The sequence below is a fragment of the Flavobacterium ginsengisoli genome, assembly GCF_029625315.1.
Lineage (GTDB): Bacteria > Bacteroidota > Bacteroidia > Flavobacteriales > Flavobacteriaceae > Flavobacterium > Flavobacterium ginsengisoli.
In genome coordinates this window covers 2,919,828-2,933,195 of sequence record NZ_CP121110.1, presented here as the reverse complement: position 1 = coordinate 2,933,195, position 13,368 = coordinate 2,919,828, and the positions used below count along the sequence as shown (strand labels likewise).

12 protein-coding genes and 1 pseudogene are annotated in these 13,368 nt (G+C 33.4%); 8 read left to right on the top strand and 5 right to left on the bottom strand.

Features of this window, described 5'->3' with window-relative positions:
- Positions 1 to 137 precede the first annotated feature (137 nt).
- A complete protein-coding gene (locus tag P5P87_RS13665; RefSeq protein WP_278019644.1) occupies positions 138 to 794 on the top strand; it encodes a transglycosylase domain-containing protein in 657 nt (218 codons plus the stop codon).
- Positions 676 to 2,514, top strand: a complete 1,839-nt coding sequence (gene pbpC, locus P5P87_RS13660; RefSeq protein WP_278022795.1) for a penicillin-binding protein 1C — start codon at positions 676 to 678, stop codon at positions 2,512 to 2,514. Before P5P87_RS13665 ends, pbpC begins: the two co-directional genes overlap by 119 nt.
- A 1-nt stretch (position 2,515) precedes the next feature.
- On the opposite strand, the gene P5P87_RS13655 is transcribed toward pbpC, so the two are convergent.
- The 3 genes from P5P87_RS13655 to P5P87_RS13645 form a co-directional block, all read right to left on the bottom strand.
- Positions 2,516 to 3,286: a hypothetical protein gene (locus tag P5P87_RS13655; protein WP_278019643.1), complete on the bottom strand. Its 771-nt coding sequence runs from the start codon at positions 3,284 to 3,286 to the stop codon at positions 2,516 to 2,518.
- A gap of 108 nt (positions 3,287 to 3,394) precedes the next feature.
- Entirely contained in the window at positions 3,395 to 4,939 is a 1,545-nt protein-coding gene (locus tag P5P87_RS13650) for an Rne/Rng family ribonuclease (protein ID WP_066032867.1), read from the bottom strand.
- A gap of 385 nt (positions 4,940 to 5,324) precedes the next feature.
- Positions 5,325 to 5,615: an HU family DNA-binding protein gene (locus P5P87_RS13645; RefSeq protein ID WP_007805026.1), complete on the bottom strand. Its 291-nt coding sequence runs from the start codon at positions 5,613 to 5,615 to the stop codon at positions 5,325 to 5,327.
- A gap of 140 nt (positions 5,616 to 5,755) precedes the next feature.
- Between P5P87_RS13645 and mutY the strand changes: the two genes are divergently transcribed.
- From mutY to P5P87_RS13620, 5 genes are all read left to right on the top strand, one after another.
- Positions 5,756 to 6,802: an A/G-specific adenine glycosylase gene (gene mutY, locus P5P87_RS13640; protein ID WP_278019642.1), complete on the top strand. Its 1,047-nt coding sequence runs from the start codon at positions 5,756 to 5,758 to the stop codon at positions 6,800 to 6,802.
- A gap of 36 nt (positions 6,803 to 6,838) precedes the next feature.
- On the top strand, positions 6,839 to 7,276 hold the full coding sequence (locus tag P5P87_RS13635; RefSeq protein ID WP_198855513.1) for a single-stranded DNA-binding protein: 438 nt from the start codon (positions 6,839 to 6,841) through the stop codon (positions 7,274 to 7,276).
- A 26-nt stretch (positions 7,277 to 7,302) separates the two neighbouring features.
- On the top strand, positions 7,303 to 8,598 hold the full coding sequence (locus tag P5P87_RS13630) for a gliding motility-associated protein GldE (protein WP_278019641.1): 1,296 nt from the start codon (positions 7,303 to 7,305) through the stop codon (positions 8,596 to 8,598).
- A 1-nt stretch (position 8,599) separates the two neighbouring features.
- Positions 8,600 to 9,160 (top strand): gliding motility lipoprotein GldD, encoded by a 561-nt coding sequence (gene gldD / locus P5P87_RS13625; RefSeq protein ID WP_278019640.1) that lies wholly within the window; start codon positions 8,600 to 8,602, stop codon positions 9,158 to 9,160.
- Between the two features lie 157 nt (positions 9,161 to 9,317).
- Positions 9,318 to 9,722 carry a helix-turn-helix domain-containing protein gene (locus P5P87_RS13620; RefSeq protein WP_278019639.1) on the top strand — a complete coding sequence of 135 codons (405 nt, stop codon included), beginning with the start codon at positions 9,318 to 9,320 and terminating at the stop codon, positions 9,720 to 9,722.
- 76 nt (positions 9,723 to 9,798) lie between these two features.
- On the opposite strand, the gene P5P87_RS13615 is transcribed toward P5P87_RS13620, so the two are convergent.
- A complete protein-coding gene (locus P5P87_RS13615; RefSeq protein ID WP_278019638.1) occupies positions 9,799 to 10,176 on the bottom strand; it encodes a heavy-metal-associated domain-containing protein in 378 nt (125 codons plus the stop codon).
- 102 nt (positions 10,177 to 10,278) lie between these two features.
- On the opposite strand from P5P87_RS13615, the pseudogene P5P87_RS13610 reads away from it, so the two are divergent.
- A pseudogene (locus P5P87_RS13610) lies at positions 10,279 to 11,146 on the top strand (DMT family transporter).
- Between the two features lie 161 nt (positions 11,147 to 11,307).
- Here the strand turns inward: P5P87_RS13610 and P5P87_RS13605 are convergent.
- Positions 11,308 to 13,356, bottom strand: coding sequence for a M16 family metallopeptidase (locus P5P87_RS13605; protein WP_278019637.1), 2,049 nt, complete (start codon positions 13,354 to 13,356; stop codon positions 11,308 to 11,310).
- Between the last annotated feature and the right edge of the window lie 12 nt (positions 13,357 to 13,368).

Below are 13,368 nucleotides of genomic sequence, written 5' to 3'. Positions count from 1 at the left end.
AATCTGTGGGTAAAAAATCTTTGTGATAAAAGGTCTCCCGCAGATTTTGCAGATCAAGCAGATAAAAATAAAATCTGCTAAATCTGTGAGAGAAAAACTTTGCGAACTTTGCGCCTTTGCGGTTAAAAAAACAAGCATTGAAAAATAAAATTAAAGCGTTTTTACAACGCATCATAAACTGGATTAAAAAAAATAAAATAAAATCAGCAATTGCATTTTTGCTCTTGCTGATTTACTATTTTTCGATACCCCGAATGTTATTCAAGGAACCTTACTCGACAGTAATAGAAAGCAAAGAAGGAGAACTTCTAGGAGCGAAAATTGCACGTGACGGGCAATGGCGTTTTCCGGCACAAGATAGCGTTCCTGATAAATTCAAGAAATGCATTGTTTATTTTGAAGACGAATACTTTTATAACCATCCAGGTTTTAATCCCGGAGCGATGATAAATGCTTTTAAACAAAACAGAAAAGCAGGAAAAGTAGTTAGAGGCGGGAGTACGCTGACTCAGCAAGTCATTCGATTATCCCGAAAAGGAAAAAACAGAACCTATTTTGAAAAAATAATAGAAATTATTCTCGCGACAAGACTAGAATTAGGCTATTCTAAAAATGAAATTCTAGAAATGTATGCGAGCACATGCTCCATTTGGGGGAAATGTTGTGGGATTAGAAATGGCTTCGTGGCGTTATTTTGGCGTTCAGTCCAATCAATTATCTTGGGCAGAAAATGCAGTTTTGGCAGTTTTACCGAATGCGCCAAGTTTAATTTATCCTGGAAAAAATCAAATTAAATTGTTGAATAAAAGAAACCGTCTTTTATTAAAACTGCATCAGGAAGGAATAATAGACAAACAGACGTACGAACTATCTATAGAAGAACCTCTTCCTCAAAAGCCATACGATCTGCCTCAAATAGCACCACATTTGTTGCAGAGAGTGGCGAAAAATGAAGAAGGAACAAGAGTAAAAACTACAATTGATTATGCTTTACAAAATCGTGTCAATCAAATTGCTAGATATTATTACAATCAGTATAAGCAGAATGAAGTTCATAATCTAGCTATTTTGGTAATAGATGTTCAGAGTAGAAATGTAATGAGTTATGTTGGGAATTCTCCAGCAGATGCGGATCATCAAAAAGATGTCGATATTATTGATGCACCAAGAAGTACAGGAAGTATTTTAAAGCCACTTTTGTATGGAGCGATGTTAGATGACGGCGAGTTATTGCCGAATACTTTAGTAGCCGATATTCCAACGCAAATTTCAGGGTATACACCTCAAAATTTTAATTTGACATTTGACGGAGCTGTTCCGGCACATCGTGCATTGTCTCGTTCACTCAATATTCCCGCAGTTTTGATGCTTCAGGAATTTACTGTAAACAAGTTTTATGAAGAGCTTCAAAAATTCAAATTAAAAAACATAAATAAAACGCCTGATCATTACGGTTTGTCCCTAATTTTGGGAGGAGCCGAAAGTAATTTATGGGATTTATGCAGGACATACGCTAATCTTTCTTCTACATTAAATTACTTTGCAAAACATCAGGCAAAATATAGGACGAATGAGTTCACAGAGTTAAATTATAAAAACGATTTTAAGCCCGATTTTGGCTCAGAAACAGATCAAAAGAATATTCTAGGCGCTGGATCAATTTGGCTAACATACAACGCAATGGAGGAAGTCAACAGACCTGAAGGAGATGAAGCCTGGAAGTTTTATGACAGTTCGCTTAAAATTGCATGGAAAACAGGAACAAGTTTTGGAAATCGTGATGCATGGGCAATTGGAACCAATTCAAGATATGTAGTTGGAATTTGGGTAGGAAACGCAACGGGCGAGGGGAGGCCAACTCTAACAGGAGTTACCAGTGCCGCGCCAATTTTATTTGATGTTTTTAATTTACTGCCAAGACAAAGATGGTTTGATACACCGTATAAAGATTTATCCGAAGTTGAGGTTTGCCGTTTAAGCGGCTATTTAGCAAAAGACAATTGTCCGAAAATCAAACAATGGGTTCCTAAAAAAGGGAAATCAACCAAAGTATGTCCCTATCATAAAACCGTTCATTTAGATAAAACAGAACAATTTCAAGTAAACAGCAGTTGCGAAAGCATTGAAAATATTGTGACTAAAAACTGGTTTGTTCTGCCTCCTGTTATGGCATGGTATTACAAAAGCCAGCATATAGAATATTTGCCGTTGCCTCCTTTTAAAGAAGGTTGTGAAGGAACACAAACCACAACGATGGATTTTATTTATCCAAAAGCAAATAGTAAAATATATTTAACAAAGGATTTTAACAGCAATATACAGCCTGTAATTTTAAAAGTAGCGTATTCTGAAAGGGATAAAGAATTGTTTTGGTATGTTGATGATGTATATAAGGCTACAACTAAAACCTTTCATGAACTGCCTATAACTCCAACAACAGGAACGCATTATATTACGGTTGTAGATGCTTCAGGAAATGAAATTAGAAGAAAAATCGAAATTGTAAGAGAATAAGTTACATCATTTTCATTTGTGTATAAATCTTTTTTGGTTTAGTAGTAAGTCTAAATGTTGTATTGATAGTGAACCCTTTTATTTCTGGTATTTTGTTGTCTGAAAATGGTTTTGAATAGCCGAATCCTAAATCCATCATATTAAATAATGTCAAGCCTGAAACAATATATGCATGTTTAGTAGACGCACCTCCTTTTAAAAACAATAAATATTGAGTATTGTAGGATAAATGAAAATCAGGAAGACCAAAATAATTTCCGTTGTAACTGTTTGTAATTCCGTATCCTGCTCCTAAAAAGAATTTATTGTAACTATCTGTATTTAAGCACAATTCAACTCCGGCACTAAACAAGCTTTTATTTGCTGTTGAATAATTTAAATCAAAAATTAAAGGAAAGTCTAAAGTCTTTTTAAGTGAAAGAAAAGCAGAGTCTGTCAGCGTTCCATTTTGATTATACCATTTTGCATTTCCTGTTAAATAGGTTCCATTTTCATCCGTCGAAAAACCTTCGAATTGAAGATTATTTGTGCCGATGTAATAATAGTTGAGAGGATACGTCTGTTTAACTCCTCTTTGAAGCCAGCAGGCTCCAATAGGTCTGTTCTGCTGTTTGATTCGGTAATAAACGGCCTTATCTTTCGTCGTTATTTTCCAATTTTGATCAACGAAAATGGTATCATTCTGAGCAGATATTCTTGAAAGGTTTAAAAATGAAAGAATGAGAATAAGACTAACTGTCTTAAAACGTATAAAAAAAGAATAGGTAAGCATTTTGCAAATTAAAAGAAAGATTTTAATTTGTAAATGTAAGAATAATATTAAAAATAATGCGATTTAAAACAAAAAAACCGCCAATCTCACGAAAGGCGGTTCTTTTTTTTATTCTGTAATAACATTTCCTTTTTTGTCGTAGAAATGATACTCTAAATACGTGTAAGCGTCACGAGGTATGATTTTCACCCATTTCTTATGTTCAAAAAACCATTTTGAACGTAATGATGGAAAACCTTTGCTGAGGTATGCAGCCACAAACGGGTGTGTATTAAGCACAACTTTATTGTGGGTTTTTAAAAGTCTTTCTAAATCAGCGGTGATCTTATCAATGATTAAAATTGGAGCTTCAATTTCACCATTATGTTTGTTAGGATCTTCCTCTCTGGTTTTGATATTCACTTCTGGTCTTACGCGCTGTCTTGTAATCTGGACCAAACCAAATTTACTAGGCGGTAATATTTTATGTTTTGCTTTATCGTCGCTCATTTCTTCTCGCAAGAAGTCGAACAAAACTTTCCTGTTTTCTGGATTAGACATATCGATAAAATCAACTACGATAATTCCGCCCATATCACGCAGACGTAGTTGTCTTGCGATTTCAGCAGCGGCAATCATATTTACTTCCATGGCTGTGTCTTCTTGGTTGGTCGCTTTATTAGAACGGTTTCCGCTGTTTACGTCTATAACGTGAAGAGCTTCGGTATGTTCAATGATAAGATAAGCACCTTTACTCATGGAAACAGTTCGGCCAAATGAAGTTTTGATTTGTCTCTCTATATTGTATTTCTCAAAAATCGGAGTGTCATTTGATTGATAAAACTTGACAATCGATTGTTTTGAAGGAGCAATTTCTTGCAGATATTCCTTCGTTTGATGGTACAACTCTTCATCATCTATTTGAATACCACTAAAGGTATCATTGAATACATCTCTTAATATTGAAGAAGCTCTATTTAGCTCTCCTAATACTTTTGATGGATGATGAGCAGTTGGTAATTTTTTACACATTGCAGACCATCTGCCAAGCAGGTTCTGCAAATCTTTTTCTAATTCGGCTACGTTTTTGCCTTCTGCTACTGTACGAACAATAACACCAAATCCTTTAGGTTTGATAGATAGAACAAGTTTTTTTAGACGATCCTTTTCTTTTTTGTCTTCTATTTTTTGAGAAATAGAAACACGATCAGAAAAAGGAACTAGAACGATAAATCTTCCGGCAAGAGAAAGCTCAGCACTTATTCTTGGACCCTTGGTCGATATAGGTTCTTTAACTACTTGAACTAAAACAGATTGATTGGCACTTAAAATATCAGTAATGATGCCATCTTTGTCAATCTCTTTTTCAAACTGAAAGGTTTTTAGGGAGAAATCTTTTAATTTACCTGCGCTTACAAGTTTTATGAATTTCAGTTGGGAAGCTAAGTTTGGACCTAAATCATGATAGTGTAAAAAGGCATCTTTTTCGAAGCCTACATTTACAAAAGCAGCATTAAGTCCGGCAACTGGTTTTCTGATTTTAGCAATAAAAATATCGCCAACCTGAAAGTTGCTTTTCTCTTCTTCTTTGTGCAATTCAATTAGTTTTCCATCTTTTAATAAGGCAAAATCTACGGCATCAGAACTAGATCTAATGATTAATTCTTTATTCACACTGTAAATTTTTATCTGTTTTTTCAGAAAATAGAAAAAAGAGAGAAGAGTATAGATTATAAAAATCTAAAATCTTAGGTCTAAAATCTAAAATCTTATCTACAGATGGATTAAACAATATTTTAACAGGTATTAACCCGAAGGAGTTATTTTGTCAGTTTTTAGTTCCGGTAAGCAGTTTCAAGTCGCAAACTGTAATCTGTGACTGAGACTATAGAACTCCAATTTCAATGAACGTTTAAAAAGAAAAAAGTAGTTTAAAACTACTTTTTTCTTTTTGTGGCGGTTAGCTCTCGCTCTTTTTTTACGTTTGTGAGTCGCTACCTTATGTCTCTTTCTTTTTTTACCACTTGGCATATTGTGTCAGATTTTATGTTAATTAATATTATTTTGCTTCGTTGTTTGTTTTAACCCCTTCTACAAAAACTTTTGCAGGTTTAAACGCAGGAATGTTGTGTGCTGGAATTTTAATAGTAGTGTTTTTAGAAATGTTTCTTCCAGTTTTTTCAGCTCTAGTTTTAACGATAAAACTACCGAAACCTCTAAGGTATACATTGTCTCCAGTTTCTAAAGAAGTCTTCACTTCTTCCATAAAAGTTTCTACTGTTGCTTGAACGTCTCCTTTTTCAAGACCTAGTTTCTCTGAAATCTTCGCTACGATATCTGCTTTCGTCATTTTCTTTCCTATTTTATTTTATAAATGGTGTACTATTTTTTTGAGTTTGCAAATATAGGAATTAAAAAAATAATTAATCAAGCTAATTCGTTAAATTTTAATTACATAAACATTTACTTTTGCAATCTAAGTATTTTGCAATGGATTTTTATAACATATTGATAAAATGGTATTTACAGAACAAGCGTGATTTACCGTGGCGAAAAACGGTCGATCCGTACCAAATTTGGCTCTCAGAAATTATGCTTCAGCAAACGCGAGTTGCGCAAGGAATGCCTTACTTTTTCTCATTTACCAAGGAATTTCCTACTGTAAAAGATTTGGCAGATGCGCCAGAAGAGAAGATTTTGAAACTTTGGCAAGGCTTAGGATATTATTCTCGTGCTCGAAATCTTCATAAAACTGCTCAATATATAAGTAATGATCTAAATGGAGTTTTTCCTGATTCTTATAAAGAGCTTTTAAAACTTAAAGGTGTTGGCGAATATACAGCTGCCGCAATAGCTTCTTTTTCGTATAATGAATCTGTTCCTGTTGTAGATGGAAACGTATTTAGAGTATTATCTCGCTATTTTGATATAGAATCTGATATTGCGCTTCCGGCAACTAAAAAAGAGTTTGTTGCTTTAGCACAAGAATTAATGCCAAAAGATAATCCTGCAATTTTTAATCAGGCCATAATGGAGTTTGGCGCGCTCCAATGTGTTCCTAAAAGTCCTGATTGTTCTGTTTGCGTTTTTAATGAAAGTTGCGCTGCATTGCAAAAAGGAAAAGTTAACAAGCTTCCCGTGAAATCGAAAAAAGTAAAAGTGACCAATCGTTACTTTAATTATTTGATATTAGAAGATGTCTTAGGAAATACATTAATTCAAAAAAGAACTGCAAAAGGAATCTGGCATAATTTATATGAGTTTCCGTTGTTGGAAACAGAAACTATTGCCGATTTTGATTTGGTTTCTAAAAAAGCCAAGAACGAAATTTTTTCAGATTATACTATTATAAGTATAGAAGATTACAGTGAATCGACCGTAATTCATAAACTTTCGCATCAGCATCTGCACATACAATTCTGGAAAATTAGAGTGCAAGATAAAATCGAAAACGGAATAGATTCTCAAAAATTAAAAACTTTTCCTTTTCCTATTGTGATATATAATTTTATAGAAAAGCAAGAAATAAATTGCTAAAAAAATGTATCTTTGGGAGAAATACCACCAAAAACTATGAACGGAACATTAAATAAAGTGATGCTTATTGGCCATTTAGGCGATGATGTAAAGATGCATTATTTTGATGGAGGAAACTGCATCGGACGTTTTCAATTGGCTACCAATGAGGTGTATATCAATAAAACGACCAATGAAAAGATTACTTCTACAGAATGGCATAATTTGGTTGTGCGTAATAAAGCCGCAGAGATTTGCGAAAAATATCTTTCTAAAGGAGATAAGATTTATGTTGAGGGAAGAATAAAATCTCGTCAATGGCAAACAGAAGATGGAACCACTAAATATACTACAGAAATTCAGGTTACTGAGTTTACTTTCCTGACAACCAAAAAAGAAACTGCATATACAAAACAAAACCAAGATACAGAGTCGCCAAAAAATACTAACTTTGACGCTCCTGAAGGGCTCCCGATTAATGATCTGCCCTTTTAAGTGATGTTTAACTAATTTTATACAATTTGGACCCAGAGCCCAGTTTACTTTTTTCTACAAATCTTGACGCTAATTTAATTATTGGTTTCGTCGGAATTTTTATTTTATTATTTCTTTCGGCAATCGTTTCTGGTGCCGAAGTAGCCCTTTTTTCTTTATCACAGCAAGATATCGATGATTCTTTAAACGATAATCCTGCAAAAGGTAAAATTATTTCGAACTTATTAGACAAGCCTAAAAAGCTTTTGGCGACTTTGTTGGTTGCTAATAATTTTTTCAACATTGGCGTAGTCATTTTATTTGCTTACATGGGGCAGAATATTTTTGCCAATGTAAGTTCGTCAGCTTTTAAATTTACTCTAGAAGTTATCTTGGTAACTTTTTTAATTTTATTGTTTGGTGAAGTTCTTCCTAAAGTTTACGCAAGCAGAAACAGCATTCGTTTTGCTAAAGGCGTCGCTTATCCGCTGGCATTTTTAGATAAAGTGCTTTCTCCAGTAAGTTTGCCAATGCGTGCATTTACAATATATTTACAGAATAAATTAGGCAAGCAAAAGAATAATTTTTCTATTAATCAGCTTTCTCAGGCTTTAGAATTAACAGATTCTGAAGGAACTTCGACAGAAGAACAAAAGATTTTAGAAGGAATTGTTTCTTTTGGAAATACAGATACAAAGCAAGTAATGAGTCCGAGAATAGATATTTTTGCATTGGAAATATCAGAAACTTTCTCAGAGATTTATCCCAAAATAATTGAAACTGGTTTTTCGAGAATTCCTATTTATCGTGATAATATTGATCAGATTGAAGGAGTGCTTTTTGTGAAAGATTTATTGCCTCATATTGATAAAGAAGAGTTTGACTGGACTTCTTTAATCAGAGAAGCTTTTTTTGTTCCTGAGAATAAAAAATTGGACAACCTTTTGAAGGATTTTCAGAGCCTAAAAAGCCATTTGGCAATTGTGGTTGATGAATATGGAGGAACGTCTGGATTGGTTTCGTTAGAAGACGTTATTGAAGAGATTGTTGGAGATATTAGTGATGAGTTTGACGATGAAAACCTGAACTTCTCACAAATAGATGAGAATAATTTTCTTTTTGAAGGAAAAATAAACCTGAAAGATTTCTATAGAATTGTAGATGTTGACGAAGATGTTTTTGAAGCTCATAAAGGAGAAGCCGAAACATTAGCTGGATTTATTCTAGAAATTTTAGGTAATTTTCCGAAAAAAGATCAAAAAGTACCTTTTAAAAACTGTATTTTCACAATAGAAACAGTAGATAAAAAGCGTGTAAAACAAATAAAAGTAACCATAAATTAAAATGTTTAATAGAATACTTTCAATAACAGCAATTTTGCTTGCTCTAACGGTTATAAGCTGTAAAAATGATGTTTTGCCAAAACCTGCGAGTTATCTGCGATTGGATTATCCAGAAGCAAAATATGTGAATTTTGAAAACAATTGCCCATTTGCTTTTCAGATGAATGAAGACGCTATTATAAAAGGCGAAAAAGAATGTGGTTTTGCAATTACCTATCCAAAGATGAAAGCGACCATTTATTTGACGTACAAGCCAGTAAATGGCAATATTGATAAATTGCTACGTGACGCCCAAAAGCTGACTTACGAGCACGTTATTAAAGCTGATGATATTTTAGAACAACCGTATTTAAATCCAGAGAAAAAGGTTTACGGAATGTTTTATCAAGTTGATGGAAATGCAGCGACAAATTCTCAGTTCTACGTTACCGACAGTACAAAACACTTTTTAATTGGTTCGGTATATTTTTATGCAAAACCAAACTTTGATTCGATTATGCCTGCAGCGAGTTATGTTAAGAATGATATGCAGCGTTTGATGGAAACATTGAAATGGAAATAAAAATAAAAAGGATTCAAATTGAATCCTTTTTATTTTTTTAGCGTAAGAAAAATTATACTTTTGTTTTGAGTTGATAGATTGAATCTGTAACGTACAGAAAGATTGGTGTTTTTTACGGATTGCTTTATTTTTTATTTCTAATAATTATCTTTGAATTATGAGCATATTAACGAAACCAAGTCATATAGGGCGAAAAATAAGCCGTATTCGTGAACTGAAAGATATGAAGCAGGAAGCATTGGCTCAGGCTTTAGGAACTAATCAACAAGCAATATCTGCTATGGAAAACAGTGAAACTATTGATGATGATAAACTCAAAGAAGTGGCAAAAGCCCTTGGCGTAACTGTGGAAGCAATTAAGAATTTTTCTGAAGAAAATATGATAAATTACTTTAATACTTTTACTGATCATAGTGCAGGAACTTTCAATAATCATTGCACTTTCAATCCGTTAGATAAAATGATGGAACTTGTAGATGAAAATAGAAAACTATATGAGCGTCTGTTAGAATCGGAAAAAGAGAAAAATGCTTATTTAGAGAAAGGATTTAAAGAGAAGTAATCTTTAGTTAAAATATTAAATGAATTAAAAAAGGCGCTCAAATTTGAACGCCTTTTTAAGTTTATTAATTTAGAATTTAAGACTTAAAATTCGAAACCTTATATGTTTTTCCGTCTCCAGTTTCTTGAACTACTTTTGTTAAAGATTCTGAGTTTTGGATTGTTTTATCAAAACTTACAGTTGCAGTTTTTTTGTCAAAATCAACAGTTGCTTTTTCAACTCCGTCAAGATTTGCTAATTCTTCTTCAATTGTTTTAGCGCATCCAACAGCGCAAGTCATTCCGTCAATTGTGAAACTTGCAGTTTGAAGATTTTCAGCGACGATTGGTTTGTGTTCTTTTGGAGCACTTTTTTCTGCATTTACGACTTCAAGGCTTTTGTCTTCTGCTTTTTTACAACCAACAAATACTAAACCAGCGATTGTTGCGGCGATTAAGATTTTTGAAATTTTCATTATATATAAATTTAAAAATTGCGAATTAGATTCTTGCAAAATTAATAAAAAGAGAATGCTTAGTTCGTAAAATAATTACAAATTTGCAATAAAATACAAATTATGGAAACAAAACAGTTAAAGTGGGTTTACTTAACTATTCTCTCTCTTATTTGGGGAAGTTCTTTTATTCTGATAAAAAAGGGATTGATTGGGTTAACGGCAATTCAAGTCGGTTCGTTCCGAATTATTTTTGTCAGCGCTGTTTCTGTTGATTGTAGGTTTTAATAGCTTAAAAAAGATTTCGCGTCGTCAGTGGAAATATGTTGCGATAACTTCACTGTTTGGAACTTTTATGCCAGCTTATCTTTTTGCTATTGCCGAAACCCAAGTAAATAGCTCTATTGTGGCGATTTTGAATTCGCTTACGCCTTTAAATACTTTAATTTTAGGAATTATAGCATTTGGGATTCAGTTTCAAAAAAGGCAGGTTTTAGGTGTTTTCGTAGGGCTCGCTGGCTGTTTGCTTTTGGTTTTAAGCGGAGATTCTTCTAGCGGAACTCAAAATTATTTGTATGTGCTATTGGTTGTAATTGCGACGCTTAGTTATGCAATCAATGTCAATTTAATTAAAAAATATTTACACGATTTAAATTCTGTAAGTATTACAACAGGAAATTTTGCAGTTTTGCTTTTACCGGCATTAATCATTTTAAGCACAACCGATATTAGCCAGAAAATACATTTTGCAGAAACGCAAGATTCTATACTTTTTGTGGCAATTTTAGGTGTTTTAGGAACTGGAATCGCCAATATTCTTTTCTTTAAATTAATTCAGATGTCGTCGCCTGTATTTGCAACATCGGTAACATATTTGATTCCGATAGTTGCCTTCTTTTGGGGGTTATTAGATAACGAAATGTTGACACCAATTCAGTCTGTAGGAGCGTTTATTATTTTGATTGGAGTCTATTTATCGGCTAAGAAGTGATTTTGAATTATGAGTTATGAGTTATGAGTTATGAGCGGACTTCTAATTCGTTCAAACTGACAACCTGGTAATAAAAAAAAGGCTTTGTCAAAGTTTCAAACTTTGACAAAGCCTTAAAATCTTAAACACTTAGCAACTTAGTATCTCAGAACCTTAGCACCTTAAAGAAAATCCTTCTCAGAAACGCCTTCGTTTATTTTAATATCAGACATTTTGATATCTAATTCAAAGCCAACATTTTGAACTAAATTAAAAGGAACTTTAATGCCTTTTACTTCTTTATAATCGTTAAAATTGGTGATTTGTTCTACTGATTTTCCGCCTTGCTCACGAACTTTAGATTCGGCTGTTTTTAAGCCAGATTTAACGTCATAATAATACTTTGTTTTACCGTCTTTAATTACGTAAGCATCACTTCCGTTAATTGGTTCAATTCCTTCTACTTTTAGGTCGGTTCTCTTTGCAAGTTGTAATTCTTCAAATGGCGCTGCATTTGCTTTCATTTCGGCTAAATCTTCGCCTTCAAGGTTTTTTCTTTTTCCTTGTTGTTCTACATAAGCGCCTTTTTCATTCACAACTTGTTTCATTAAATTCATAGTTCCCATTGAAAGTGAAACCATCATTTTTCCTTTTGAATCTAATTTAGAAGTAAAAGTTAATGGAGTAGGAGCTTGAGGAACAGTTGTAGAGCCGTTCATGTATAAAGTTTTTACTGCGCTAACCGCTTTTTCTCCTCCAATTGCATTGATATAGTTTTCAAAAACTGTTTTAGCGCTAATATCTTTAGGAGCTTCTTTTTTTGTCGCGGGTTTTTCAACAGGATTTCCATATTTATCGAAATAATAAATCGGAATTTGTAATTTTTCTAAACCAGAAATTACATCCGATCCTTTTCCGACAATCACAATACGCATATTGTCCAATAAGAAATATTTGTTTGCAACACGATAAATATCGTCTGCAGTAACATTATTGATTGTTTGGATGTATTTTTCGTAGAAATCGGCAGGAAGTTTTTCTGTTTCAATGTTCAAAGCGTAACGTGCAACAGCTTGCGGTTTTTCAACTTGCATTACAAATCTTCCAATATATCCAGCTTTTACATTTCTTAAAACTTCTGGATCAACTCTTTCTGTTCTAATTCGTTTTATTTCTTTTACAAATTGAACAACAGCACTATCTGTTACAGTGTTTCTAACTGCTGATGAAGCTTTAAATTTGGTAACATATTTTCCGCTTCCAATGCTAGAATTTGCGCCATACGTCCAAGCATGTTCTTCGCGTAAATTCATATTTAAGTAACTATTGAAATCGCCTCCAAGAATTTGATTTGCAATTACTGCAGGGAAAAAATCGGGATCGCTCATTCTTAAATTTACAGTATTTACTAATGAAATTTCAGATTGAACCGCATTTGGAACATCAACAAAATCAATTTGTAAGTTTGAAACATTCGTCGGATTTGGGTAAGTGTTTTTTGGTGTCGCTTGCTTTTTCCATCCGCTGAATAATTTCTCAACAGCAGCTTTTACTTCTTTAAATTTGATATCTCCAATAACAACTAAATAAGCGTTTTCTGGAACAAAGTAAGTATTGTAGTTGTTTTGAACATCTGCAAGCGTTACATTTTTTACAGTTTCTTCAGAAAGATATTCTCCTGTTGGATGATTTTTTCCGAAAGCTAAAACATCGACCACTCGGTTTGAAATAGCAGGAACGCTTTTTTCGTCAGCTTTAAGGCCTTCTAAAAGTTTTGCTTTTTCTTTGTCAAATTCGGTTTGAGTGAAATTTGGCTGTAAAGCGCCTTCTGCTAAAAGTTCTAAAACGCGTGCAGAATATTTTGATAATGAACTTGCATAAGCACCTTGAGAAGTAAAATTGATATTAGCTCCATAAAAATCAATTTCTTCGTTAAAGGCCTCTTTGGTTGTTTTTTTAGTTCCGTTTCCAATTAAGCTACTAGTTAATTCGTCAACGCCTTTTTTGTTGCCTTCAGTAAAAGGAGCGTTGTCTAAAGTAAGTGTAAAGCTAACTCTAGGCAATTTATGGTTTTCAACAACCAAAACCTTCATTCCGTTTGCTAAAACAAAGGTCTGCGGTTTTTTGATGTTGACTACTGGGGCATTTCCTGGTTTGGGTTGTGGACGATCTTGTGCTTGCATAATTCCAGTTAGGAAAATAAGGATTAAAAAAGGATATATTTTTTTCATGATTCGATATTC

Bases quoted from the DNA above. Each gene is read 5' to 3' on its own strand.
- pbpC (WP_278022795.1), top strand. From the start codon at position 676: ATGGCTTCGTGGCGTTATTTTGGCGTTCAGTCCAATCAATTATCTTGG.
- P5P87_RS13655 (WP_278019643.1), bottom strand. From the start codon at position 3,286: ATGCTTACCTATTCTTTTTTTATACGTTTTAAGACAGTTAGTCTTATT.
- P5P87_RS13645 (WP_007805026.1), bottom strand. From the start codon at position 5,615: ATGACGAAAGCAGATATCGTAGCGAAGATTTCAGAGAAACTAGGTCTT.
- mutY (WP_278019642.1), top strand. From the start codon at position 5,756: ATGGATTTTTATAACATATTGATAAAATGGTATTTACAGAACAAGCGT.
- P5P87_RS13635 (WP_198855513.1), top strand. From the start codon at position 6,839: ATGAACGGAACATTAAATAAAGTGATGCTTATTGGCCATTTAGGCGAT.
- gldD (WP_278019640.1), top strand. From the start codon at position 8,600: ATGTTTAATAGAATACTTTCAATAACAGCAATTTTGCTTGCTCTAACG.
- P5P87_RS13620 (WP_278019639.1), top strand. From the start codon at position 9,318: ATGAGCATATTAACGAAACCAAGTCATATAGGGCGAAAAATAAGCCGT.
- P5P87_RS13615 (WP_278019638.1), bottom strand. From the start codon at position 10,176: ATGAAAATTTCAAAAATCTTAATCGCCGCAACAATCGCTGGTTTAGTA.
- P5P87_RS13605 (WP_278019637.1), bottom strand. From the start codon at position 13,356: ATGAAAAAAATATATCCTTTTTTAATCCTTATTTTCCTAACTGGAATT.